The 24,306-nt window shown below is 57.5% G+C and carries 22 protein-coding genes; 12 read left to right on the top strand and 10 right to left on the bottom strand.

What is annotated here, in order from left to right; translation table 11 throughout:
- Positions 1 to 15 precede the first annotated feature (15 nt).
- The 4 genes from JDW22_RS03605 to JDW22_RS03590 all read left to right on the top strand — a co-directional run bounded on the left by JDW22_RS03605 (position 16) and on the right by JDW22_RS03590 (position 4,709).
- On the top strand, positions 16 to 201 hold the full coding sequence (locus tag JDW22_RS03605) for a hypothetical protein (protein ID WP_200521740.1): 186 nt from the start codon (positions 16 to 18) through the stop codon (positions 199 to 201).
- 18 nt (positions 202 to 219) lie between these two features.
- Positions 220 to 1,482, top strand: coding sequence for a flavodoxin-dependent (E)-4-hydroxy-3-methylbut-2-enyl-diphosphate synthase (gene ispG, locus JDW22_RS03600; protein ID WP_200521739.1), 1,263 nt, complete (start codon positions 220 to 222; stop codon positions 1,480 to 1,482).
- Positions 1,483 to 1,497: 15 nt separating this feature from the next.
- The gene (locus JDW22_RS03595) at positions 1,498 to 1,914 is read left to right on the top strand and encodes a hypothetical protein (RefSeq protein ID WP_003794599.1); all 417 of its coding nucleotides are present in this window, start codon (positions 1,498 to 1,500) and stop codon (positions 1,912 to 1,914) included.
- 452 nt (positions 1,915 to 2,366) lie between these two features.
- Entirely contained in the window at positions 2,367 to 4,709 is a 2,343-nt protein-coding gene (locus tag JDW22_RS03590) for a DNA internalization-related competence protein ComEC/Rec2 (protein ID WP_200521738.1), read from the top strand.
- 49 nt (positions 4,710 to 4,758) lie between these two features.
- Here JDW22_RS03590 and folP read toward each other — a convergent pair whose 3' ends face one another.
- Entirely contained in the window at positions 4,759 to 5,601 is an 843-nt protein-coding gene (gene folP / locus JDW22_RS03585) for a dihydropteroate synthase (RefSeq protein WP_200521737.1), read from the bottom strand.
- Positions 5,602 to 5,725: 124 nt separating this feature from the next.
- On the opposite strand from folP, the gene JDW22_RS03580 reads away from it, so the two are divergent.
- Positions 5,726 to 6,226, top strand: coding sequence for a cytochrome b (locus JDW22_RS03580; protein WP_200521736.1), 501 nt, complete (start codon positions 5,726 to 5,728; stop codon positions 6,224 to 6,226).
- Here the strand turns inward: JDW22_RS03580 and JDW22_RS03575 are convergent.
- Positions 6,204 to 6,401, bottom strand: a complete 198-nt coding sequence (locus tag JDW22_RS03575; protein WP_200521735.1) for a hypothetical protein — start codon at positions 6,399 to 6,401, stop codon at positions 6,204 to 6,206. The genes JDW22_RS03580 and JDW22_RS03575 overlap by 23 nt on opposite strands.
- A gap of 198 nt (positions 6,402 to 6,599) precedes the next feature.
- On the opposite strand from JDW22_RS03575, the gene tilS reads away from it, so the two are divergent.
- The 4 genes from tilS (at position 6,600) to JDW22_RS03555 (ending at position 11,664) form a co-directional block, all read left to right on the top strand.
- Positions 6,600 to 7,958, top strand: coding sequence for a tRNA lysidine(34) synthetase TilS (tilS, locus tag JDW22_RS03570; protein WP_235964722.1), 1,359 nt, complete (start codon positions 6,600 to 6,602; stop codon positions 7,956 to 7,958).
- A gap of 512 nt (positions 7,959 to 8,470) precedes the next feature.
- Positions 8,471 to 9,319, top strand: coding sequence for a protease HtpX (htpX, locus tag JDW22_RS03565; RefSeq protein WP_200521734.1), 849 nt, complete (start codon positions 8,471 to 8,473; stop codon positions 9,317 to 9,319).
- 282 nt (positions 9,320 to 9,601) lie between these two features.
- On the top strand, positions 9,602 to 11,083 hold the full coding sequence (gene ccoG, locus JDW22_RS03560) for a cytochrome c oxidase accessory protein CcoG (RefSeq protein WP_200521733.1): 1,482 nt from the start codon (positions 9,602 to 9,604) through the stop codon (positions 11,081 to 11,083).
- Between the two features lie 2 nt (positions 11,084 to 11,085).
- The gene (locus tag JDW22_RS03555; RefSeq protein ID WP_200521732.1) at positions 11,086 to 11,664 is read left to right on the top strand and encodes a FixH family protein; all 579 of its coding nucleotides are present in this window, start codon (positions 11,086 to 11,088) and stop codon (positions 11,662 to 11,664) included.
- Between the two features lie 452 nt (positions 11,665 to 12,116).
- On the opposite strand, the gene pepN is transcribed toward JDW22_RS03555, so the two are convergent.
- Positions 12,117 to 14,825 (bottom strand): aminopeptidase N, encoded by a 2,709-nt coding sequence (pepN, locus tag JDW22_RS03550; RefSeq protein ID WP_200521731.1) that lies wholly within the window; start codon positions 14,823 to 14,825, stop codon positions 12,117 to 12,119.
- 130 nt (positions 14,826 to 14,955) lie between these two features.
- A complete protein-coding gene (locus JDW22_RS03545; RefSeq protein ID WP_200521730.1) occupies positions 14,956 to 15,807 on the bottom strand; it encodes a PHP domain-containing protein in 852 nt (283 codons plus the stop codon).
- A 195-nt stretch (positions 15,808 to 16,002) separates the two neighbouring features.
- Between JDW22_RS03545 and JDW22_RS03540 the strand changes: the two genes are divergently transcribed.
- Positions 16,003 to 16,305: a hypothetical protein gene (locus tag JDW22_RS03540; RefSeq protein ID WP_200521729.1), complete on the top strand. Its 303-nt coding sequence runs from the start codon at positions 16,003 to 16,005 to the stop codon at positions 16,303 to 16,305.
- Between the two features lie 153 nt (positions 16,306 to 16,458).
- Here JDW22_RS03540 and JDW22_RS03535 read toward each other — a convergent pair whose 3' ends face one another.
- The 5 genes from JDW22_RS03535 to JDW22_RS03515 all read right to left on the bottom strand — a co-directional run bounded on the left by JDW22_RS03535 (position 16,459) and on the right by JDW22_RS03515 (position 20,991).
- Positions 16,459 to 16,650, bottom strand: a complete 192-nt coding sequence (locus tag JDW22_RS03535) for a hypothetical protein (RefSeq protein ID WP_200521728.1) — start codon at positions 16,648 to 16,650, stop codon at positions 16,459 to 16,461.
- Positions 16,651 to 16,692: 42 nt separating this feature from the next.
- Positions 16,693 to 16,893, bottom strand: a complete 201-nt coding sequence (locus JDW22_RS03530) for a hypothetical protein (RefSeq protein WP_200521727.1) — start codon at positions 16,891 to 16,893, stop codon at positions 16,693 to 16,695.
- The gene (locus tag JDW22_RS03525) at positions 16,862 to 18,079 is read right to left on the bottom strand and encodes a sugar transporter (protein WP_200521726.1); all 1,218 of its coding nucleotides are present in this window, start codon (positions 18,077 to 18,079) and stop codon (positions 16,862 to 16,864) included. Before JDW22_RS03525 ends, JDW22_RS03530 begins: the two co-directional genes overlap by 32 nt.
- A 528-nt stretch (positions 18,080 to 18,607) precedes the next feature.
- Positions 18,608 to 19,630: a 2Fe-2S iron-sulfur cluster-binding protein gene (locus JDW22_RS03520; RefSeq protein WP_200521725.1), complete on the bottom strand. Its 1,023-nt coding sequence runs from the start codon at positions 19,628 to 19,630 to the stop codon at positions 18,608 to 18,610.
- Between the two features lie 413 nt (positions 19,631 to 20,043).
- Entirely contained in the window at positions 20,044 to 20,991 is a 948-nt protein-coding gene (locus tag JDW22_RS03515) for a dihydroorotate oxidase (RefSeq protein ID WP_200521724.1), read from the bottom strand.
- 198 nt (positions 20,992 to 21,189) lie between these two features.
- On the opposite strand from JDW22_RS03515, the gene yccS reads away from it, so the two are divergent.
- Positions 21,190 to 23,412 (top strand): YccS family putative transporter, encoded by a 2,223-nt coding sequence (yccS, locus tag JDW22_RS03510; RefSeq protein ID WP_200521723.1) that lies wholly within the window; start codon positions 21,190 to 21,192, stop codon positions 23,410 to 23,412.
- Here yccS and JDW22_RS03505 read toward each other — a convergent pair.
- Positions 23,393 to 23,596 carry a hypothetical protein gene (locus tag JDW22_RS03505; RefSeq protein WP_200521722.1) on the bottom strand — a complete coding sequence of 68 codons (204 nt, stop codon included), beginning with the start codon at positions 23,594 to 23,596 and terminating at the stop codon, positions 23,393 to 23,395. The genes yccS and JDW22_RS03505 overlap by 20 nt on opposite strands.
- A 33-nt stretch (positions 23,597 to 23,629) precedes the next feature.
- Here JDW22_RS03505 and JDW22_RS03500 point away from each other — a divergent pair, with 33 nt between their 5' ends.
- Positions 23,630 to 23,998: a hypothetical protein gene (locus tag JDW22_RS03500; RefSeq protein ID WP_200521721.1), complete on the top strand. Its 369-nt coding sequence runs from the start codon at positions 23,630 to 23,632 to the stop codon at positions 23,996 to 23,998.
- The last annotated feature ends 308 nt before the right edge of the window (positions 23,999 to 24,306 follow it).

Below are 24,306 nucleotides of genomic sequence, written 5' to 3'. Positions count from 1 at the left end.
CAGCCTGAAAAACTGTTGCGCTGTTGCTGGCGTGGGATGCGTTTTCAGGCTGCCTTTGCTGAAAAAGCCGTTCATCCGCGCATCCATAGGCAGCCTGAAAACTTGAAACGACCTTTTCCATTCAATCCGCATTATTCTCACCACCCTTTTCAGGCTGCCTTCTCCATCATAGGCAGCCTGAAACCCAGTTCAACCAAGTAAACATCACGCACACACACCATGAAACCCATCCGCCGCACCACCCATCAAGTTCAAATTGACCACATCACCGTGGGTTCAGACCACCCCGTTGTTATCCAATCCATGACCAACACCGACACTGCCGATGCGTCCGCCACCGCGCAGCAAGTGAAAGAGCTGGCAGACGCAGGTTCGGAAATGGTGCGGATTACCGTGAACTCGCCCGAAGCCGCCAGCCAAGTTGCCGAAATCCGCCAACGGCTGGACGACATGGGCTGCGCCGTGCCGCTGATTGGCGATTTCCACTTCAACGGCGAACGCTTGCTGGCGGAGTTTCCCGATTGCGCCCGCGCGTTGTCCAAATACCGCATCAACCCCGGCAACGTGGGCAAGGGCGCGAAAGGCGACGAAAAATTCGCCTATCTGATTCGCACCGCCGCCGAACACAACAAAGCCGTGCGCATCGGCGTGAACTGGGGTTCGCTCGACCAAAGCCTCGCCAAAAAAATGATGGACGAAAACCTTGCCACCGCCGCGCCGAAAACGCCCGAAGAAGTGATGAAAGAAGCGTTGATTGTGTCGGCGTTGCAATCGGCGCAAAAAGCGGTGGATTTGGGGCTGCCTGAAAACAAGATTATTTTGTCGTGCAAGGTGTCTAATGTGCAGGATTTGATTACCGTGTACCGCGATTTGGCGGCGCGTTGCCGTTACCCCTTGCATCTGGGGCTTACCGAGGCGGGCATGGGCAGCAAGGGCATTGTGGCGAGTACCGCCGCGCTGTCGGTGCTGCTGCAAGAGGGCATTGGCGACACCATTCGCATCTCGCTTACGCCCGAGCCCAATAGTTCGCGCACGCAGGAAGTGATTGTGGCGCAAGAGATTTTGCAAACCATGGGCTTGCGCTCGTTCACGCCGCTGGTTACGGCTTGCCCTGGTTGCGGGCGCACCACCAGCACGGTGTTTCAGGAATTGGCGCGCGATATTCAGCAATATTTGCGCGAGCAGATGAGCGTGTGGCGTTGGCAATACCCAGGGGTGGAGAATTTGAATGTGGCGGTGATGGGCTGCGTCGTCAATGGGCCGGGCGAAAGCAAGCTGGCGGACATCGGTATCAGTTTACCCGGTACGGGCGAAACGCCTGTTGCGCCTGTGTATGTGGATGGCGAGCGCAAAGTTACGCTTAAAGGCGACAATATGGCGGCGGAATTTTTGGCGATTGTGAAAGAATATGTGGAGGCGAATTATGGCGAGGGCGGCAAAAAACGCAGTCAAAACAAAATCATCCCGATTCAACCGTGTTAAAGAGGCAGCCTGAAAATGAAAAAAACGATTAGCGAGCAACAGGCAGACAACCGCGATTTGCGCGTTTTGCTGCTGCAACTGTATATGAAAAACAACCCGAAAATGGAACACCAAGTGTTTATTTACAGCTTTCGCGGGGTGTTGAACGCGCAAGCAAATCCGTTTCATTATGTGTATAGCGCGATACCGCCGAGCGTGCGCAAAAGCATTGTGCTGCAAAACTTGGCTTCGGGCGAGATGATGCAGGCGTTTATTTCGTCCATCCGCATGGAGGGCGGGCAAATGGGCTGGCAGATTGAGAACACGGTGATTTACGCCAACCGCAGCGGGGTGTTGATGCAGATTGGGCTGGACGGCGAGAAAACGGCGAAAACGGATAAATATCGCCAGTTCTTGAATTTGGCGCAGTCGTTTATGTATCAGTTTCAGTAGTGTGCCCGATAAACCGTTTCAGGCTGCCTTGCTTAGATGAGGCAGCCTGAAAAGTATTTTCAAGATGGAATTTTGGCGAGACCGGTAAGTGATGGGGCATTAGAGAATTGCCGATGTTGCCCATCTGAAACCTTTGCGAAACCGATAACCGATGGCGCGTCGGCGGCTCGCCGACAGGGTTTCAAACCGTAAGTCCTGTTGAACACGCTATTTGGGCGATGAGCCGTTGCCGCGCCATTTTAAGTTTCAGGCTGCCCTACACGCTGTTTTTATTTTGCATGACATTTAAGATTTCAGGCTGCCTCATCAGTTTGGCAAAGCCGCACTTGCCAACAACCAACGCAATCTCGTTCAACACGCGATTTTGGCAACAAACCATCGCTGCTCCATTTTAATTTTAACTCCGCCCAACGCCATTTCAGGCTGCCTCATCATCACACCCATCCCCCACCATGCCCGCATTCCTTTTCCCATCCACCCTTTATCTCGCCGCGTTGTGCCTTGGCATCATCGCCAGTTTCAGGCTGCCTGCTGTTGGGGCGTGGTGGCTTTGGGTGGCGGCGTTGTTGGCATTATCAACATGGGCGGTTTGCAGCGCGAAACGCCATCGCCTTGCCCAATTTCAGGCTGCCTTTGCGCTCGCTTGTGCGCTGGCGGGCGCGGCGTATGGCATGGTGCGCACGCAAAATGCGCTTAATCATCAATGGACTGTTGCCGATTCGGCGCAGTCCGTTTTATTGCGTGTGGCGGTTACGGGGCTGCCCGAGCGCGATGAGTTGGGCAGAACGCGCTTTGTGGGCATGGCACAGGCGGATGATGGGCGCTCGTATCGGCTGTTGTTTGCGGATTATGCGGCGCGGGATTGGCGCGTGGGCGAAGTGTGGCAGGTAAAGGCGCGGGTGAAGGCGGCGGTGGGGATGCGCAATGCGATGGGGTTTGACAGCGAAGCGTGGGCGTTGGCAAATGGTTTGGATGGCACGGCTTCGTTGGCAAAGGAGCGTTTCAGGCTGCCTCAGCAGGCGCGGTGGACGTGGTTTAACCGGCAGCGCGAGGCGGTGGTGCGCGCTTGGCAGGGCGCGGCGGCGCGTTATCCGCATGGGGCGGGGCTGATGCGCGCGCTGGCGGTGGGCGATAAAAGCGGCGTGTCGGCGCAAACTTGGGCGGCGGTGCGCCCGCTGGGGCTGAACCATTTGTTGAGCATTTCGGGCTTGCACGTGGGCATGGTGGGGTGGATGGCGGCTTGGCTGGCAACGCTGTTGCTGCGCGTGTTGCCGCGTGTACCGCAATCGCCGCGCGTGTGGGCTTCGGCGGCGGGCTGGGCGGCGGCGGTAGTTTATGCGGGGCTGGCAGGGTTTGATGTGCCTGCGCTGCGCAGCGTGTTGATGATTGGCGTGTTTGCGTGGGCATGGGCGCGGCAGCAGCGGGCGGGCTCGTGGCACACTTGGTGGACGGCGATGGCGGTGGTGTTGCTGTGGCAGCCTGCGGCGGCGTTGTCGGCGGGATTTTGGCTGTCGTTTGGGCTAGTGGGCGCGTTGATTTGGGCAACGGCGGGGCGCAAAACGCCGCGCGATGTGCTGGACTACATCCATAACGATGATTTCAGGCTGCCGCAATTAACGTGGCGCGACAAGCTGCGGCTGGCGGCGCAGGCGCAATGGGCGGCGACGCTGCTGGGCGGGGTGGCGACTATTGCGCTGTTTGGTTTGCTGCCTGTGTTTTCGCCACTTGCCAACGCGCTGGCGATTCCGCTGTTTTCGTGGCTACTCGCGCCGCTGGCGTTATTGGCATCCGCCTTGCCGTTTGACGCGCCCAAGCTGGCGGCGGCTTGGCTGGGCGAAAACGTGGTGGCGGCGATTCAATGGGCGGGGGCGCGGCTGCCCGAAATGGCGTTTGCCCACGCGCCTGCGCCGTTGCTGGCATTGGCGGCGGCGAGCGCACTGGTGTTGCTGTTGCCCCAAGGCACGCACCTCAAACCGCTGGCGTGTTGCGCTTTGGCGGCGTTTGCGCTGTATCGCCCGCCCCAGTCTGCCGCCCAAGGCAGCCTGAAAATCACCGTGTGGGATGTGGGGCAGGGCTTATCCGTGTTGCTGCAAACCCAGTCGCACAATATTTTGTATGACAGCGGCACCGCCTACGCCGCCGAAATGGCGTTGTTGCCCAACCTACGCGCCGCAGGCATCACGCGCTTGGATGCCCTTATCGCCTCGCACCACGACGACGACCACGATGGCGGTTTGCCCGCCGTGCAACAGCGTTACCCCGCCGCCGCGCTATGGGCAGGGCAGCCTGAAAACTACCCCCGCGCCCAATACTGCCAAAGCGGCAAAACATGGACGGCAGACGGCGTGTATTTTGAATGGCTCACCCTGCCGCGCACGCCCAGCACGCCCGACAACGACGCAAGCTGCGTGCTGCGCGCCATCGCAGGCAAACACGCGCTGCTGATTACAGGCGATTTGAGCGCGCGCGGCGAAGCGCAACTGCTCGCCCAGTACGGCGACGCGCTGCAAAGCGACGTGCTGATTTTGGGACACCACGGCAGCCGGTCATCCAGCAGCAGCGCGTTTATCAACCGCGTTGCCCCGCGCTGGGCGATTGCCAGCAGCGGCTTTGCCAACGCCTATCATCATCCGCATCCCGATGTCATCAACCGCCTCGCTGCGCATGGCGTAACCCTGCTGCGCACCGACACCCAGGGCGCGTGGGTGATTACGCTGGCAGGCGATGAAGCGAGCGTGGCGCAATTAGCGCGGGGGAAATATTGGTGGCAGAAAAAGCCGTTTGACGGCGCGTAAACGTTTTCAGGCAACAGCATAGAGGCAGCCTGAAAACCAACAATCCGCATCACCCCGCGCTTAACGCCTGCCACACCCGCAGCGCATCGCGCGTTTCCTTCACATCGTGCACGCGCACAATCTTCGCCCCCTGCCGCACGGCAAACAGCGCGGCGGCAACGCTGCCCGCCACGCGCTCGGCGGGCACTTCGCGCCCCGTTAGCGCGCCAATCATGCTCTTGCGCGACACGCCCACCAGCTGCGGCAAATCGTGCCGCAAGGGCAAACGGTTCAGCTGCTGCATCAGCGCGATGTTGTGCGCCAGCGTTTTGCCAAAGCCAAAGCCCACGTCCAACACCAGCCGCTCGGCGGCGATGCCCGCCGCAAGGCAAGCCGCCGCCCGCGCATCCAGATACTGCGCCACCTCCGCCGCGATGTCGCCGTATTGCGGATTGTTTTGCATGTTTTCAGGCAGCCCTTTCATGTGCATCAAACACACGCCCGCCCGCGACTGCGCCACAATCTCCACCGCGCCCGCATCCTCCAAGCCCTGCACATCGTTGATGATGTCCGCCCAGCCGCGTTCCAGCGCCGCCCGCATCACGCCGGCGCGGCGCGTGTCCAAGCTAACCGGCACATTCCAACGCGCCAGCTCCGCCAAAATCGGCTGCACGCGCTGCCATTCCGCCTCGGGCGGCACATAATCCGCATTCGGGCGCGTGGATTCGCCGCCAATGTCCAAAATATCCGCCCCGTCTTCAAGCAGCTGCTCGGCGTGCTTTAAGGCAGCCTGAACGCTTTGCGAATACGTTCCCCCGTCGGAAAACGAATCGGGCGTGATGTTGATGATGCCCATGATTTTGGGCGCGCTCAGGTCTAGCGTGAAACGGGCGGTTTGCCAAATGGTGTGCATGGTTACTCCTCAAAAAACGCGCATGATAGCGCAGGAAAGGCTGTTTTTCATGCCAAGAAACGGCGCGGCAAGCCGATTCGGCTATAATCCGCGCTTTTTTAACAACAAACGATAAGGAACACTCATGGATAACACCCAATACTACGGCGCGGTAAGCCGCTTTTTCCACTGGACGATGGCGGCGGCGTTTGCCTTTATGCTGTTTACGGCGATTCAATTCAAACAAGAAAATTACAGCTGGATGGGCGCGCACAAAACGACAGGCTTCGTGCTCACCATTTTGGTGGCGCTGCGCGTGATTTGGGCGGCGATGAACGCGAAAAACCGTCCGCACGGCACGCTGCCGGTGAAACTGGGACACGCTGCCATTTACGCGCTGATGATTGCCGTGCCCGCGATTGCTCTGATTCGTCAAGCAGGCTCAACGCGCGGCGATTTGGTTGTGTTCGGCATGACCATCATGCAAAAAGCCCCCGTGCAAGTGGACTGGATGACCAACTTAGGCAACGCGCTGCATGGCAAGCTCGGCTTTTTGCTGTTCGCGCTGGCGCTGGGGCATATCGTGATGGCGGTTGTGCATCAGGCGAAAGGCGAAAAAATCATCAACCGCATGATTGGAAAATAACTGAGGCAGCCTGAAACGGCTGTTGCGCTAGAAAACACGTTTTGCCGGCAAGCGAAGCGTGTTTTTTGTTTTCAGGCTGCCTAATGCTGCGCCAAGTCTTTACCTTTATACGTTGCGCCAACGCAATCTGCGTCCACACCGTTTGCTTGCCCGCGCTGCGCCAACAAAATTCCACATCCCTCAAATTTCGCTTGCGCAAAACCCCCCGCTTCACTATAATCCGCCGCAGATTTAAGCCCTACCCCCCAACCACCGGGGCTTAAATTTAGAAACGCCGCAAGCCCGCCCATCCCCGCTTGCGGCGTTTCGCCGTTTGTGCGTTTTATAAACGTAAAAAAAATGGGCTGTATTGGATAAGCAGTCATATCGCCCATTGGAACTTGACACAACATTTTTAGCGCTGAACTCCGTTTCAGGCTGCCTTGAACCCTCCTTTTTCTATTGCGAAACCATGCCGCTCACCCCCCAAGCCATCGCCCCGCACATCCCCGCGCATCAACGCATCTGCCTCGCCCTCAGCGGCGGCGTGGATTCCATCGTGCTGCTGCATCTACTCGCCGGTTTGCGCGCCAGCCACCCGTTCACCCTATCCGCGGTACACGTTCACCACGGCTTAAACCCCGATGCCGACCAATGGCTAGACTTTTGCCGCGAAGCCTGCGCCCGATTAAGCGTTCCGTTTGCCGCCGAGCGCGTGCGCGTCCGGCCCAAAGGGCAGGGCATAGAAGCCGCCGCCCGCGCCGCCCGCTATGCCGTGTTCGCCGCGCAGCCCTGCGATGTCGTCGCGCTGGCGCATCATCAAGACGACCAAATCGAAACCTTTTTCCTTGCCGCCCTGCGCGGCGGCGGCATCCGCGCCCTAGCCGCCATGCCGCCCAGCCGCGAGTGGCAAGGCAAAACCCTGCTGCGCCCGCTGCTGGCTTACAGCCGCGCTGAAATCGAAGCCTACGCCGCCGCGCACGGTCTCGCCCATGTGAACGACAGCAGCAACCAAGACCCCGGCCTGCTGCGCAACTGGCTGCGCCACCAAATGCTGCCGCAACTCGTTTTCAGGCTGCCGCACGCCGCCGCCCATATCCAAACCACCATCGCCACGCTGCAAGACGAACACGCGCTGTTAAACGAAATTATCGCCGAAGACTGGCAGCGCATCCACACGCCCGCTCGCCAATTCTCCCGCCCCGCATGGCAGCAACTCAGCCCGCTGCGCCGCCGCCAAATGCTGCACCGCTTCGCCCATGCGCACAACCTAGGCACGCCCGGCAAACGCAGCCTTGCCGACTTCGCCCGAGTGCTAGACCAAGCCGCCCACAGCGCCACATGGCAGCTGCCGCACGGCAAAGCGCTGTTGCACCGCCAAATCCTGTTTCCGCTGCCCAACCGTCTGTTCAGCAGCCTTGCATGGCAGCAGCCACAAATCGGCAGCCTGAAAACCATTGCCGCACAAGCAGACTTGACATGGCAGCCTGAAAACGATGCCGTGCGCACGCTTTCAGGCTGCCTCCGATGCGCCAGCAAACACGACAGCATCGCCCTGCCGCATGGGCGCGGGCATAAAAACGTGTTCCAACTGCTGCAAGAACACGGCGTTCCGCCCGCCCTGCGCCCCGCATGGGCAGTCATCGCCGACAGCCAAAACCGCTGCATTGCCGTGGCCAACATCCGCTCCGATGCCTGCCTGCAAGGCGCGATGCTGCACAGCGAAGTGTTGGCACGCTTTCAGGCAGCCTGAAAACGAAAATGCTCGCCGATGTTGCCAAGCTGAAACCTTTGGCAAACCTGCAACCGATGGCGCGTCGGCGACCCGCTTTAATAGAATAGGCTGAACGCTTTGCAAAACCCTAGTGGCAGCCTGAAAAACAAAAAATGCCGTCATTCCCGCGCAGGCGGGAATGACGTTGGATAAGTTGAAGCGTTTTATAAAGGTTTCAGGCTATTTTGATTGCGAGCCGCTGCCGTTTCCCTTTTAGATTTCAGGCTGCCTTAGAGGTTTTGCAAAGGGCTCAACCTGTGCCGTTTTAATACACCATTTGGTAACGAACTCTCGCCGCTCCATCGATTGCGTTTCAGGCTGCCTCAATCCATCCCGCTCTTTGCATAGTTTTTCACATCCCCCCACTTTGACAAACGCCGCATATCCATTACTATCCGCCCTTTTTACACCGCACCCGAACAAGCCACCCAAGGCAGCCTGAAACCCAAGGCGCCAACGAAGTTAAAACCACCACCCACAAAGGAACACACATGAAACGCATCGCCCTTTTTCTTGCCACCAACCTTGCCGTCATCCTCGTTATCAGCATCGTGTTAAGCGTGCTGGGCATCAACTCCCGCAGCGGCGGCATGGGACAAATGCTCGCCTACGCCGCCGTAGTCGGCTTCACCGGCTCCATCATCTCCCTACTGCTGTCCAAAACCATGGCGAAGCACTCCGTGGGCGCGCAAGTCATCACCACGCCGCGCAGCGAAGTGGAAGCATGGCTGCTGCAAACCGTGCAAAACCAAGCCCAGCAATGGAACTTGAAAACGCCCGAAGTCGCCATCTACCAATCGCCCGAACCCAACGCCTTCGCCACAGGCGCAACCCGCAACAGCTCGCTGGTTGCCGTGTCCACAGGCTTGCTCAACAGCATGACGCGCGACGAAGTGGAAGCCGTGTTGGCGCACGAAATGGCACACGTCGGCAACGGTGACATGGTAACGCTCACGCTGATTCAAGGCGTGGTGAACACGTTTGTTGTCTTCTTCGCCCGCATCATCGCCAGCATGGTGGCGCAAGGGCGCAACGACAGCGAATCGAGTAACAACGGCATCTATATGCTGGTGAACTTCGTGCTGCAAATCCTGTTCGGCTTCCTGGCCAGCTTTATCGTGATGTGGTTCAGCCGCCAGCGCGAATACCGCGCCGACGCAGGCGCAGCCAAACTGGTGGGCGCGCCCAAAATGATTGCCGCCCTGCAACGCCTGAAAGGGCACAGCAGCGACCTGCCGCAAGACATGACCGCCATGGGCATCGCCAGCGAAGCCAAAGATTCGCTGCTCAGCACCCACCCCAGCTTAGACAACCGCATCGCACGGCTGAAAATGATGTAACCATCCGCGTAAACCGTTTTCAGGCTGCCTATTGGGGATAACCGATAGGCAGCCTGAAAAGTTTGTAGGTCGGGCATTTATGCCCAACAAACGCTAATCTATTTTACATACGGCACAACCAAAAACGTCGGGCATAAATGCCCGACCTACTTATACGGTTTCAGCCCTATTTTTAGGCTACCTTTTGTCAAAAGCTATTCCCCCCGCAAACCCCATCAATCACATTTCCCCGTATAATCAAAAGCCACATAAAACCACCAAAAACCCCAAAAGGAACACACCATGCCATCTACCCCCCAAGGGCAGCCTGAAACGCCCCAGCCCGCGCCTAAACCCAATCCCAAGCCCGCCGCTAAGCCCGCAGTCAAAGAGCAAGTCATCCAATTTCACAGCAGCAAACGCATTCATCCCAAGCGCGCCATCGGCAAATTTGCCAACCTGCGTGTGTTGATGATTGTCGCCACCCAGCTTTTTTTCTACGGCATGCCGTGGATTATGTGGCACGGGCGGCAAGCCGTGTTGTTCAACATCGAAGAGCGCCATTTTTACCTGTTCAGCATGGTGCTGGAACCCGCCGATATGCTTTATCTGGCGGGCTTGATGATTGTATCCGCCTTCGGGCTGTTTTGGTGGACCACCATCGCGGGGCGGCTGTGGTGCGGCTATTCTTGCCCGCAAACCGTCTATACCGAAATCATGCTGTGGATAGACCACTTGGTTGAAGGCGACCGCAACAAACGCCTGAAACTGGACAAAGAACCGTGGCATTTCCACAAAATCCGCATCAAAGCGTTGAAATACCTCATTATCTTTATCGTTGCCGCGTGGACGGGGATTACCTTTGCAGGCTGGTTTGTGCCGATTCGCCAATTTGTGCCCGCCATTTTCGCGGGCACGGCAGGCAGCGTTGCGCTGGGCACTGCCGCTTTTTACGGTTTCGTAACCTGGCTGTTCGGGCATATTTTGCGCGAAAAAGTGTGCCTGCACATGTGCCCCTACGCCCGCTTCCAAAGCGCGATGTTTGACCACGACACGCTGGTAATTTCCTACGACGCGGAACGCGGCGAACCACGCGGCGCGCGCAAAAAAACCGCCAGCAAAGAAGATACCCAGCTGGGCGATTGCATCAACTGCACCATGTGCGTGCAAGTGTGCCCCACCGGCATCGACATCCGCGACGGCCTGCAATACCAATGCATCGGTTGCGCCGCCTGCATTGATGCCTGCGACGAAATCATGGACAAAATGGGTTACCCGCGCGGCTTAATCCGCTACACCACCGAAGCCGTGCTCAAACACGAATACACCGATGCCGATGTGAAAAAACGCCTGCTGCGCCCCAAAGTGGTGGGCTACGGCGTTGTGTTGCTGGTGGCGGTAATTGGTCTATGTGTGGGGCTAGCAACCCGCGCCACCGTGCAAATTGACGTGATTAAAGACCGTGGCGTGATGGTGCGCGAAAACAAAGAAGGCTTGCTGGAAAACAGCTACAACCTGAGCATCAGCAACGCCAGCGAACAAACGCAAATCATCCAAGCCAGCGTGTCGGGGCTGGACGACATCCGCCTCACAGGGCTGCCTGAAAACGGCATCAGCATCAAAGGCGGCGACATCATCACCATCCCCGTGCAAGTGGCAACGCAGCCTGAATACGCCGAAAAAGGCAGCCATCCCATCCAGTTCACTTTCAAATACCGCGTGGCAGGGCAGCCTGAAAACGAAGCGCGCGTGTTGCAGGAAAAATCCATTTTCATCGGAGAATAAGCATGACCGGTCCACAGCAAACCATCACGCCGCAGCCCACCAAACCCGCCCCGTGGTACAAACACCGCTGGCCGTGGATACTGATGAGCGGGCCTGCCGCCGTAGTCGTGGCAGGGTTTTACACCTTTTACCTTGCCAAAACCCACGCCGACGAAATGGTAACCGACGATTACTACAAAGAAGGCAAATACATCAATATGCAGATTGAGCGCGATGAAGCCGCCGCCCAACGCCATATTCAAGCGCAAGTGTTGTTTAACCAAGATGGCACCGCCGCCAAAATCTTTATCAGCGGCGATTTTGACAAAAACGTGCCCATGCAACTGCTGCTGCTGCATCCCGCCAAAAAAGCCTACGACCAAACCGTGCCACTGAAAGCCAGCAACGCGCCGCAATCGGGAGACAAAACCGAATACACCGCCACCTTCAACGCCTTGCCGCCCGCCGTGCATTGGTATTTGCGGCTGGAAGACACGCAAGGCAAATGGCGCGTGGAAAGCAAATGGGAGCCGAAAGCGGGCAATGCTGCCATGCTGATGCCGAAGTTTGATGAGATGGCGGCGAGTGGGGCAGGGCGGTAATTTGCTGATTAGAGGCAGCCTGAAAACGTGCGGTTCAACACGTTTCAGGCTGCTCATTCATTGCAACAGGCAGCCTGAAAATGCTTAGCCAGCGCACGGCTTGCCAGCAAGCCGTAGAAAGCGCGGATACAGTTTTCAGGCTGCCTCAGCATCCCGCCCGCGTTGAGGCAGCCAGAAAAGCAAAATAGAACGGCAGTGGCTCGTCGCTAACGGCTTATTAAACATCGCATCACGGGTTCGTCAAAATATCGGCGAGCCGCCGATGCGCCATCGGTTGCCGTTTTGCAAAGATTTCCGCCCGACAAACCAAACCGTTTGGTGTTAAGCCAAACGGTTTTTATTGGGCGGATAAGGTTTCAGGCTGCCTTTGCAAAAGCGATTAGGCAGCCTGAAAATGAGCGAAGCGAGTTTCAGCAAAGCTAAAACGTGCAGTTCAACATGTTTCTGGCTGTCTAGCCCAAAATTTTCTCCACAATTTCGCGCACGTCTTTGGACAAACTTTCCATGGCGGCGAGCTTGGCGAGTTCGTTGCGCATCAGGTTTTGGCGGTGCGGTTCTAGGCGTTTCATCAGGTTAAACGCGCGTGCCAGCCCTGCGGCGATTTGTGGGTTGAAGGCGTTGATTTCGCAGATTTTTTGCGCCACAAAGGCGTAGCCCGAGCCATCGGCGGCGTGAAAATGCGGGGTGTTGCGGGCGAATGTGCCGATGAGGGCGCGCACTTTGTTGGGGTTGGTGAGGGCAAACTGGGGGTGGTGCAGGGCAGCTTGAACTTGGGCGAGCGTGTCGCTGCGGCGGCTGGATGCGATGAGGCTGAAATATTTGTCCATCACAAGGGGTTGGTCGGCGAATTTGGCGGCGAAGCGGGCGAGCAGTTGGTTGCGTTTGTCATCGGGGTTGTGGTTGATGGCGGAGAGGATGCCCCATTCGTGGGTCATGTTTTTGCGTGCCATTTCGTCATAGTGTTCAAACACTTGCTCTATGGTGGCTTGCTCGTCGTAGCGACAGATGAGGTTGAAGCTGGCGTATTGCAGGGCGCGTTGGGCGGCATCTTCGGGGGTGTATTCGTACACGGCGATGTGTTTGCCGCGTTTATCGGCTTGCTCGGCTTCGCGGGCGTTGAGGGCGGCGGCAAGCAGTTCGCCGTGCAGGGCTTGGGCGAGGGCATCCAGCAGGGCTTCGCGGGCGGCGGTGGTTTGCACGGGGTTGATGTGGTCGCGCTCGCTCCATAGTTCGCTTTCGGCGGGGACTTTGAGCAGCAGGGCTTTGAAGGCGGGGTCTAGCGCGGTATCGCTGATGGCTTGGCGCAGGGCGTTGATGAGGGCGGTGGGCTGGGCGGGCGGTATGCCGTTTGCTAGCGCGGCTTCGTTGGCGGCGATGGCGCGGCGGTATAGGGTTTGCGCGGCTTCCCAGCGGGCGTAGGGGTCGGTGTCGTGGGCAAGCAGCAGGGCGAGTTGGTCGTCGGTGTAGTCAAAATTGAGGTGCACGGGGGCGGAGAAGCCGCGCAGCAGGGAGGGGGTGATGCTTTGGGCGGGCGTTTTAGGCTGCAACACGAAGGTTTGCTCGGCTTGGGTGAGGATTAGGACGGTTTCAGGCTGCCCTTGTGTGCCCGCTGTGTTGAGGCAGCCTGAAATATTGGTTTGACTATTTTCAGGCTGCCTAAACGCCACCTGCTCGCCGTGTTCGTTAAACAGGGCGGTTTTGACGGGTATCATCATCGGCTGTTTGGCGGTGGCGGGCATATCGGAGGTATCAGGCAGGGTTTGCTTGATGTGCAAAACGTAGTCGCCGTTGGCTTTCAGGCTGCCTGAAACGTCGAGCGTGGGCGTGCCGGCTTGGCTGTACCACAGGGTAAATTGGTCTAGGTTCACGCCGTTGGCATCCGCCATCGCGGCGCGGAAGTCGTCGCAGGTTACGGCTTGCCCGTCGTGGCGGGCAAAATAGAGCTTCATGCCGCGCTGGAAGCCCGCTTCGCCCAACAGGGTGTGATACATGCGCACCACTTCCGCGCCTTTTTCATACACGGTGGCGGTGTAAAAATTGTTCATTTCCACATAGCTGGCAGGGCGCACGGGGTGTGCCATCGGGCTGGCATCTTCGGCGAATTGGAATTGGCGCAGGGCTTGCACGTTTTCTATGCGGCGCACGGCGCGGCTGGCTCTATCGCCCGAAAATTCTTGGTCGCGGAACACGGTTAAGCCTTCTTTTAAAGACAACTGAAACCAGTCGCGGCAGGTTACGCGGTTGCCCGTCCAGTTGTGGAAGTATTCGTGTCCGATGACGCTTTCTACGCCTTCAAAGTCGGCATCGGTGGCGGTGTGCGCGTCCGCCAGCACATATTTGGTGTTGAAGATGTTTAAGCCTTTGTTTTCCATCGCGCCCATGTTGAAGTCGCCTACGGCAACGACCATGAACACGTCTAAATCGTATTCCAAGCCAAAGCGGGTTTCGTCCCAGCGCATCGCGTGTTTGAGCGATTGCATGGCGTGGGCGACTTTGTGGGCATCTTCGGCGCGGGTGTAGAACTGGATGGCGACTTCGCGCCCGCTTTGGGTGGTGAAGGTGTCGCGGTTGACGGCTAAATCGCCTGCCACCAGCGCAAAAAGGTAGGAGGGCTTGGCGAATGGGTCGTGCCAGATGGCGTAGTGTTGCCCGTTTTTCAGGCTGCCTGAATCGACCAGATTGCCATTGGACAGCAACACGGGGTATTGCGCGGCATCGGCGATGATTTTGGTGGTAAACACCGCCATGTTGTCGGGGCGGTCTAGGTAGTACGTTATTGTGCGAAAGCCTTCGGGTTCGCATTGGGTGTAGAGATTGCCGCCTGAGGCGTAGAGTCCGTTGAGGGTTTGGTTGGCTTCGGGGTTGATTTGGGTGGTGATGTGAAGCGTGAACGGCTCGGATGGCACGCGGTGGAGGGTGAGGCTTTCGGCGGTTTGGGTGTAGGCGGTTTCAGGCTGCGCTTCGCCGTTGAGCGATAGGGATAACAGCGTTGCGCTGCCATCAAGCGTGAGGCTTTGCGGGGCGTTGGGCTGTGGGACAACGTGTAGCTCGGCTTCTACGGTGGTGGCGGTGGGGGAGAGGTGGAAGGTGAGGTGTACTTGGGGGATGCGGTGGGCGAGGGGGCGGTAATCGGTGAGGTGTTTGACGGTTTGGGTGGACATGGTGGGGCTTTCTGTTGGGGATGTTGAGTGGAAAAGGTGATTATAGGGGATTGGGCGGCGGGCTGAATGGGTTTTCAGGCTGCCTTTGGCGTTGCGCGGTTACCCGTTTTAGCTTCGCAACGCCGCTTCGCTACGCAGGCTGCCGAAACGGCTGTTTGAAGTGTTCCCAAACGGGTTGGCAGATGCCCGGCAATTCGGGGCACGCGCCCAGCACGCCGCCGCTGTAATCGTGTGGGCGATGAAAATCGCTGCCTGCGCTGGCGAGCAAGCCGTGGCGCGCGGCGGCTTGGGCGTAGTTGAGGCGGTCGTTTGCGCTGCATGAGCCGTTGTGCACTTCCATGCCGTGCCCGCCGAGGGCGCGAAATTCGTCAAACAGGTTGCGCCGTGCGGTGGCGGAGAGGTTGTAGCGCATGGGGTGGGCGATGACGGTGATGCCGCCTGCATCTTGGATGGCGGCGATGGCGGCGGGGAGTTCCGCCCATTGGTGGCGCACGGATGCGCTTTTGCCATCGCCCAAATAGCGCGTGAAGGCTTGTTGTTTGTTGCGGGCGTGCCCTTGTTGCACCAGCCAGTCGGCGATGTGGGTGCGCGAGACCATTTCGGGGTTGGCGGCGAGGGCGAGCGCGCCTTCGGCTGCGCCTGAAATGCCGTGTTTAGCGAGCTTGGCGGCGATTTGGTGCAGGCGTGCTATGCGCCCTTGGCGCACTTGGGCGAGCAGGGTTTGCAGGCTGTTGTTGTGTTCGTCAAAGTCTAGCGCGACGATGTGGATGGTGCGGTGTCGCCATGTTACGGAGATTTCTGCGCCGTTGATAAACTGGATGCGGTGGCGGGCGGCTTCGGTGCGGGCTTCGGCAAGCCCGCCCGTGTGGTCGTGGTCGGTGAGGGCGAGCAGGCGGCAGCCGTTTTGTGCGGCGGCCTGCACCAGTTGCGTAGGCGTGAGTGCGCCGTCGGATATGGTGGAATGGGTGTGGAGGTCTATCATTTTGCATACTCGGTTTCAGGCTGCCGTAATCGTTTTTACATTGTCAATCAACCTATTATTCTTTACAGCAGGGATAAGGTTCTTTATGATGGCGCGGCTAAGTTTTTGAGAAACATTCTTAACAAGCGGTGTTTTCGGAGATTTGGCAAGGTTTTTATAACAACTGATTTTTAACGATTAAATGGAGTGTGAGAAATGAAAAAAGTATCTTTAACCGCTGTTGTGTTGGCTTTGGCAACGGCTTCGGCTTGGGCGCACGAGGGGCATGAGCATGGCGGGCATCATTTGAACAATTTGCCTGCCAGCTGCGAGGCGTATTTTAAACGCGCGGATGCGTGTTTTGCCAAGGCGGGCGAGTCGCCTTCTTCGTTTCATGCCACCAACACGATGGTTTTGAAGCATTCGCTGCACGATGCCACGCAGAAACAGCGCGAGGAGATGTGTGTTTACGCGGATACGCATTTTGGCGACATTGCGCAGAAGTTGAAGTGTGAGTGAGCGATTGCGGTAAACGGTAAACAAAGCTGCCCCGGATGGGCGGCTTTTTTGTTTTGCGCTGATTTTTGTTGGGCAGCCTGAAAGCCAATCTATCCGGTAAAAAAGCGTTTGGCAGCACGCGAAACGGTTTGCTTTTTTCAGGCTGCCTTTGGGCTATTTTTTCATTTTGGGGCGAAACGAGCGCTTGGCGTCAAAGCCTTTGCCGGCGATTTTGATGCGGTCGGGCAGCTGCTTGGGCGCGGGCAAATCGGCGCGGGCGCGGCGGTCAAAAATCAAAATCGGGTCTATGCCGTATTTGGCGACTTTGAAATCGTAGAAATCTTTAAATTTGCTGATGATTTTCATGGGGTTGTTCCGTTTCAGGCTGCCTTGGGGGTATCGGCATCGTTATTTGAGGCAGCCTGAAAATAATTGGGGCGGGGCGGCAAGCGTTTTTTTGGCGACGAGCCGTCGCCGCTCCATTAGGGCGTTGGTTTGATTGGACTGCGTTTCAGGCTGCCTTGTTGCGCGGAATAGGCAGCCTGAAAAGTATTTGCACGCGGGTTGGATTATGTTTTCAGGCTGCCTTGGGCGCATCCGTATCGCCATCGCTATCCGAGGCAGCCTGAAACCGCTTCTGCGTCCACACAAACAGCGCGAGTGCACACGCCGCCAACGCCGCGCCCACCCAGCCCACGCTTGCTAGCCCCAGCGTGGGCGCGCGCATCACCATGCCGCCGAGCAACGCGCCGCCGCCAATGCCCACGTTGTAGCAAGCGGAGTAGATGGAATTGGCAACATCGGCGGCATCGGGCGCATAGCGCATCACGTGCCCAATCATGCTCAAACTCACGCAGGCGATGCCGATGCCCCATGCGAAAATCAGCGCAAACAGCGCGGCGGGGTTGTGCCCTAGTGGTTGCAACAGCAGCAGCGACAGCAGCACGATTGTGCCCGAGACAAGCAGCGTGGGGTTGGGATGGCGCGGATAAAAGCGGGCAAACAGCATGCTCGCCACCATGCCCGACACGCCGAACAACAGCAGCACCCAAGTGGTCATTTGCTCCGAAAGCTGCGTGATGGTGAGCGCGTAGGGTTCAATGTAGCTGTATGCGGTGAAATGCGCGGTTGCCATCATGATGGTGAGCGCGTATAAGCCGAGCAGGTGCGGGCGTTTTGCCAGCAGCGGCAGGCTCTCGAGCGAGCCTGAATTTTTGCTTTCCAAGCGCGGCAGTATTTTCATCAGCAACAGCATCACGCCAATGGCAAGGATGCCAATCAGGGCAAAAGTAGCGCGCCAGCCCAACGCTTGCCCAATGATGCGCCCCAACGGCAGCCCCAACACGGTTGCCATCGCCGAACCCAGAGACATCCAGCCCAAGGCTTGCTGCCGTTTGCCGCGCGGGGCAACGCGCATCACCAGCACGGCGGTAATCGCCCAAAACAGCGCGTGGGTAAGCGCAATCATCACGCGCGAAACCAGCAACACGGGAAAGCTCCACGCGGCAACCGACAGCGCGTGCCCCGCGATAAATACGGCAAACAAAATCAGCAGCAGTTTGCGCCGTTCCATTGGGGCAAACAGCAGCATCAGCGGCAGAGAGGAAAGCGAGACTATCCATGCGTACACGGTAATCATCATGCCCGTGTCGGCGGCGGATTGGTTGAAGCCTTTGCCGATGTCGGTGAGCATGGCAACGGGGATGAATTCGGTGGTGTTGACCACAAAGGCGGCGATGGCAAAGGCGAGCACGCGCAGGTAGGCGATGTGGGTGGCGGATTTTTTGGTGAGCATGGTGGGGGGGGGATGTTTTTAGGTGAGGGGGATTTTTGTGAAATGGTGGGGGCAGCCTGAAAAATGGGTTGGGGCTTTGTGGTTAGCTTTGAGTGTAGCTTTAACCATGCGTCTTGTGCCGACGGGGCACTTACTTTTCTTTGCTTCGCCAAAGAACAGCAAGCAAAAGAAAGGCGACCCCGACGTGCAGGTTTGGCTACGCCAAACTTCCCGAAGGCTGCATCCTTTTTTCGGCGCGTGCGAACTAGCCGCACTTCGTGCGTCGTCGGACAAGCACACGCTTTTTCCCGAAAAAAGAATGCTCCGTTCGGCTGAACGTAGGGGAGAGGGGTGGCAGTAGTAAGCAGATGCGATGGGTTAGGCAGCCTGAAATTCAATCTATCCAGTAAAAAATCGCTTGGCAGAACACCAAACGGTTTTGCATTTTCAGGCTGCCTACAATTTTTGCAAACGCCAAAGGCAGCCTGCGTAGCGAAGCGGAGTTGCGAAGCTAAAATAAGTTAGCCGAAACAGCATGGGCAACCCTTTTCAGCCTGCCTCAACCGTTCTGGCTACATACGGCGTAAACGCATCGCTGTAAAACGCGGTTTCGGGCAGACCGCGCTGTTCAACAAACGCCTGCTTGCTGCCGCGTATCATGTCCATTGAGCCGCAGGCGTAAACCTCGTAGCCCGACAAATCGGCGTAATCCTGCAAAACGTGTTCCGTGATGTAGCCGCGCGCGCCTTGCCAAGCGTCGTCGGCGCGGGACAGCACGGGCGTGTAACGCGCGTTGGGCAGCTGATACAGCAATTCGCGCAGGGCGGCTTCGTCATACAAGCCAGCGGCATCGCGCGCGCCGTGGTAGAGGTGTACGCTGCGGCTGGGCTGGGTGTCGCGCAGGTGTTGCAGCAGCGATTTAATCGGCGCAAAGCCTGTGCCCGTGGCAATAAAAATCAAAGGTTTATCGCTGTTTTCGTTAAGCGTAAACGCGCCCAGCGGCGCACGCACGCGCAGCACGTCGCCCACTTTCAGGCTGCCTGAAAACAGCGCGGGCGAAAACACGCCGCCCTCGCGCAGACGCACATGAAACTCCATCACGCCGTTGTCGCTGGGCGCGTTGGCAAGCGAATAGCTGCGCACCGTGCCTTTATACAAAATATCGGCATATTGCCCCGCGTAAAATTTAAACGGCGGCGATTTGGGCAACACCAGCCGCAGCAGCGCCATTTTGCCGCGCACATCAATATGCGCCACCCGCGCGGGCATGGTGCGCGGGGCAATGGCTTTCGCGCCCTCGTAGGCGGGCAAATCCAGCACCACATCGCCTTGCGCGTGGCAGGCGCACAGCAGCACCATGCCCGCCGCCGCGTCTTCATCGGTGAGCGCGCAGTCGTCATACTCGCCCATTTGCACTTCGCCCGACACCACTTGGGCAACGCACGTTCCGCACATACCGCTTTGGCAGGCGTTGGGCAGGTTGTAACCTTGGCGCAACGCGGCTTCTAGGATGGTTTCATCGGCTTGGGTTTCAAATTGGGTTTGGCTGGGGGTGAGGGTGATTCGGGACATGGCGGGCGATAACGGGGCGGTTAATGGGTTGAATGAAAAGGCGCGATTTTAACACGCGGCGGGGGGTTAGGCAGCCTGAAAACCTTTGCCAAACCTGTAACCCATGGAGCGTCGGCGACGAGCCGTTGCCGTTCCATTGTGGTTTCAGGCTGCCTTTGCGCATTCACATCAAGGTAGCCTGAAAACGCTAAACAGGGTGGGGACAAATGGCTTGCCCATCAAAATATAGTGTGCGAACCATGGTGGGCAAACGAGTTGTCCACCCTACGGCTTGCCGGCAAGCCGTGCGCTGGCTAAAAATACGCAGGCAGCCTGAAATGAAAATACCGTTTCAGGCTGCCTTTGCCCCACGCGCATCAAGGCAGCCTGAAAACCACAAATCCGTTTTCAGGCTGCCTCACCCCATCCCCGCATCAATCCAAGGTTTTCAACTTGCCTTTAAAATCGTCAATTTTGCAGTAGCCTTTGCCCGCCATAATATTGCGCAACTCGCGGGTTAAACGGTCAAACACCGCCACGCCCTCTTGATGTAACGCCGTGCCTACTTGCACCATGTCCGCGCCGCACAAAATATGCTCAAACACGTCCACGCCGCTTTGCACGCCGCCTGTGCCGATGATTTGGATTTCGGGTTTCAGCCGCTGGCGGAAGGCAAACACGTTTGCCAGCGCGGTGGGTTTCAAATATGCGCCGCCGATGCCGCCCAAGCCGTGTTTGGGCTTAATCAGCACCGTTTCGCTGTGCGGGTTCACCAGCAAACCGTTGCCGATGCTGTTCACCGAGTTGATGTACGCCAGCGGATAGCGGTTCAAAATCGCCGCCATTTGGTCAAAATGCACCAAATCAAAATACGGCGGCAGCTTCACGCCCAAGGGCAGGCGCGTGAATTGCGCGAACACGGTATCCAGCACGCGCGCCACGGTTTCAAAGTCGTAGCCCGTTTGCGGTTTGCCGACCACGTTGGGGCAGGATAAGTTCAGCTCGATGATGCCGTTGAAGTCGGATTGGTAAATCTGCTGCATCAGCGCCACGTCGTCTTCCGCGCTAAACCCCGAAATGGATACGAAATAGGTTTTTTCAGGCTGCTCTTGCTGCGCTTGCGAAACGTAGCTCAAATAATAGGGCAGTCCGAAATTGGGCAGGCCCATGGAATTGATGCTGCCCCAAGCGGTGTCGCGGTAGCGCGGTTCGGGGTTGCCCTCGCGCGGCGATACGGTGGCGGATTTGGTAACGAAGCTGGCGGCGGATGAATTTTGCATCGCGTCCAAATCGGCGCGGGTGTAGTCGCATACACCTGCCGCGTTCATGATGCAGTTGGCAAAAGCGCGCCCTGCGATTTGGGTGGCGGTGTTGGGGGTCATATGGCTTCCTTTGCATAAAAATTTGATTTTAAAGGAAACGATGGTTTTCAGGCTGCCTATGTTTGCCTGCCATGTTTTAAATCAAATAGAGGCAGCCTGAAACGGGGGGAGTTACATTTTCAGGCTGCCTACTCGTGTTGTTTAGCGTTAAAATACTTACCTTTTTTAACACGCTTTCTATTCGTCTCCATTCCCGCCATGAAAACCCCCGCCATTAACACAAAAATCATCAACACCCTGCCCGTGTTAATCAGTGCCAGCTTGTGCGCCTATTTTGTATGGCGGTTTAACAAGGAGCAATACTTCGCCGCGCTGATTCTCGGCATCATCGCAGGCGGCTTGGTGGATTTGGACAACGGGCTCACGGGCAAGTTTAAAAACGTGATGTTTGCCGTGATGGCGTTTTCCGTCAGCTCCCTTTCGGTGCAGTTCACGTTTAACAACCCCATCGCCCTGCCCATCGCGTTCACCGCCATTGCGTTTGTGTTCACCCTGTTTGGCGCGGCGGGCACGCGCTATCGCACCGTCTCCTTTGGTACGCTCGCCGTTGCCATCTACACCACGCTCACCCACGACCCGCACGCCGCGCCCTATCTCAACACGCTGCTCATCATCATCGGCACGCTGCTTTACACGCTGTTTACCCTGCTCGCGCATCTTGTGTTCCCCCATCGCCCCGTGCAAGAAAACATCGCCCAAGCCTACGATGCCCTTGCCGATTACCTGAACAGCAAAGCCAGCTTTTTTGACCCCGATGAAATCGGCGAACACGACCAACAGCAAATCCAGCTAGCCATGACCAACAGCCGTGTTATCAGCAGCTTCAACCTTTGCCGCAACGCGCTGTTTTACCGTATGCGCGGGCAGCACCGCCATCCGCGCACCGCCAAAATGCTGCGCTATTACTTTATCGCCCAAGACATCCACGAGCGGATGTCCGCCAGCCATATGCACTACCAAACCTTCACGCAGCAAATGAGCCACACCGACCTAATCTACCGCATCCAACGGCTCATCCGCCTGCAAGCCCAAGCCTGCCAACAATTTGCCCAAAACCTGCGCCGCAACACCGAATACACCGACTTCCCCAAACTCGCCCGCGCCACCCAAGGTGCGATTCAATCGCTGGATTACTACGCCGCGCACGACACAGGCAACGGCGCATCGCCATACAGCGTGCAACGCCTGCTAGACAACCTTTCCCGCATCAGCCAGCAATTTGCCCAGCTTGGCAACCCCGATGTGCGCGACCTCACCACCTCCACCGAGCAAACCCGCATCCAAGCGTTGGACAACAACAATTTCAAAACCGCATGGCAAATTTTTAAACAACAGCTTACGCTGCAATCGCCCGTTTTCCGCCATTCCGTGCGCATGGCGGTGATTGCCTGCGTGTGCTGCATTGTGGTGCACATCATCAGCAGCCAGCACCTGAACGACAACGATTTAAGCCTCGGCTATTGGATATTGCTCACCGCCGTGTTCGTGTGCCAGCCCAACTATTCCGCCACCAAAAGCCGCCTGCTGCACCGCATTATCGGCACACTCGGCGGCGTGTTGGTCGGCTCTATTTTGCCCGTGTTCGCGCTTACGCTGGTGGACAAGCTCGCCATCGCGGTGATTTTTGTGAGCCTGTTTTTCTACTCGCGCACCAACAAATATAGCTATTCCATCTTTTTCATCACCATCCAAGCGATGATGAACTTTGCCATTATGGGCTTTGATGTGGCAGGCTTTTTTGTGCCGCGCATTATTGACACCATTCTTGGCGCGTTGATTTCAGGCGTTGCCGTGTATTGTCTGTGGCCCGACTGGAAATACATCTCGCTGGAAAAAACCAGCACCGAAGCCATCCAAAGCAACGCGGGCTACCTTACCGCCGTGTTGGACGAGCTGCAACACGGCATCCGCGAAGACATCGCCTACCGCGCCGCCCGCCGCACCAGCCACGACAAAGCCGCCGCGCTATCCAGCGTGTTGTCGGATATGTCCGGCGAAGCCGACAAACACCGCGACAAACTCGACGACGGCTTTATGCTGCTGAAAATCAACTATTCCCTGATTAGCTACATTTCCGCGCTGGGCGCATACCGCGACAAAGTGCAAACCGACAGCGAAGCCACGCAGCAATTTCTCGCCATGTTTTACCCCGCCGCCAACCACGTTGCCCATATTTTGCAAACCATCGCCGAAAGCAGCGAAAGCCATTTTCAGGCTGCCTTAAACGCGCTGGATACGCAACTGGCGCAATTACAAGCAGCCGCCGAACGCGACCCCCACGCCATCCAAGCCCAAGTGCTCACCCGCCAGCTGAGCATGATGCGCGAACTCTTGCCCGAGTGTTACACCGCGCTGCATCGCCAACTAGACCGCGCGCAAAGGCACACGCCGCAGCCGCCGGTTAGCATTCAGGCAGCCTGAAAACAGAGTAGGGCAGCCTGAAAACGCCATGGCGCGGCAACGGCTCGCCGCTAAAAAACGCTTTGAACCAGACGGCATGGCTTGCCCAAACCACGGCAGAGGTTTTCAGGCTGCCGATAACCGGTAAACACCGATAAATCTCGCCCAAAGGCAGCCTGAAAACCACACATCCCCTGCGTGCCACACTAAACCCATCCCCACCTCCAAAGGAATCCCCATGTACATCCCACAAAAAATCAAAACCCTAATCTGGCTCGTTCTCATCGCCATCGCCCTGTTTGGCGCGTACCAAATCCCCGCCGTGCGCACCCTTGTGAACCGCACCGCCGCCAAGCAAGGCATAGACATCGACAAAAACTCCCCCGAAGCGCAAATCCGCCGCCTCAAAGGCAGCTACGACGACCGCGACGACAGCGAAATCCAAAAAGAAAACCTTGACCGCAAAGTGCAGCAATTCCGCGATTACGGCAAAGAGCTCACCCCCAACGCCGGCAGCGCGCCGAGCAACGGCCATGTGCGCATCAAAGAGGGCAGCTATTCCGACCAAACCGACCAACGCCGCCACGGCAAAAGCAGCCGTCATTGATTAGGCTTAGCGCAAAGCACGCAAACACGTTTTCAGGCTGCCTTAACGTGTGCAAACTAAGGCAGCCTGAAATCCATTTCCCACTCCACAAACCACCATGATAATCCGAAAAAAACCAACACCCTCGCCCTGCTGTTCGCATGGCGCGGCACCATCTTCCCCAAAGTCCTGCCCGCCATGCTGCTGCTGTCGAGCGTGTCGCTCTTGCTGGGCAGCGCCGTCAAAGCCAACCTTGGCTGTTCAACGGCTGAAACGACAGGCAACCTGCATATTTCGATGTGCAGGCTGCTTTTCCATTACCCAAAAGC

The organism is Kingella bonacorsii, from assembly GCF_016623605.1.
Classification (GTDB): domain Bacteria; phylum Pseudomonadota; class Gammaproteobacteria; order Burkholderiales; family Neisseriaceae; genus Kingella_B; species Kingella_B oralis.
This window is presented reverse-complemented; position numbering and strand designations above follow the sequence as displayed.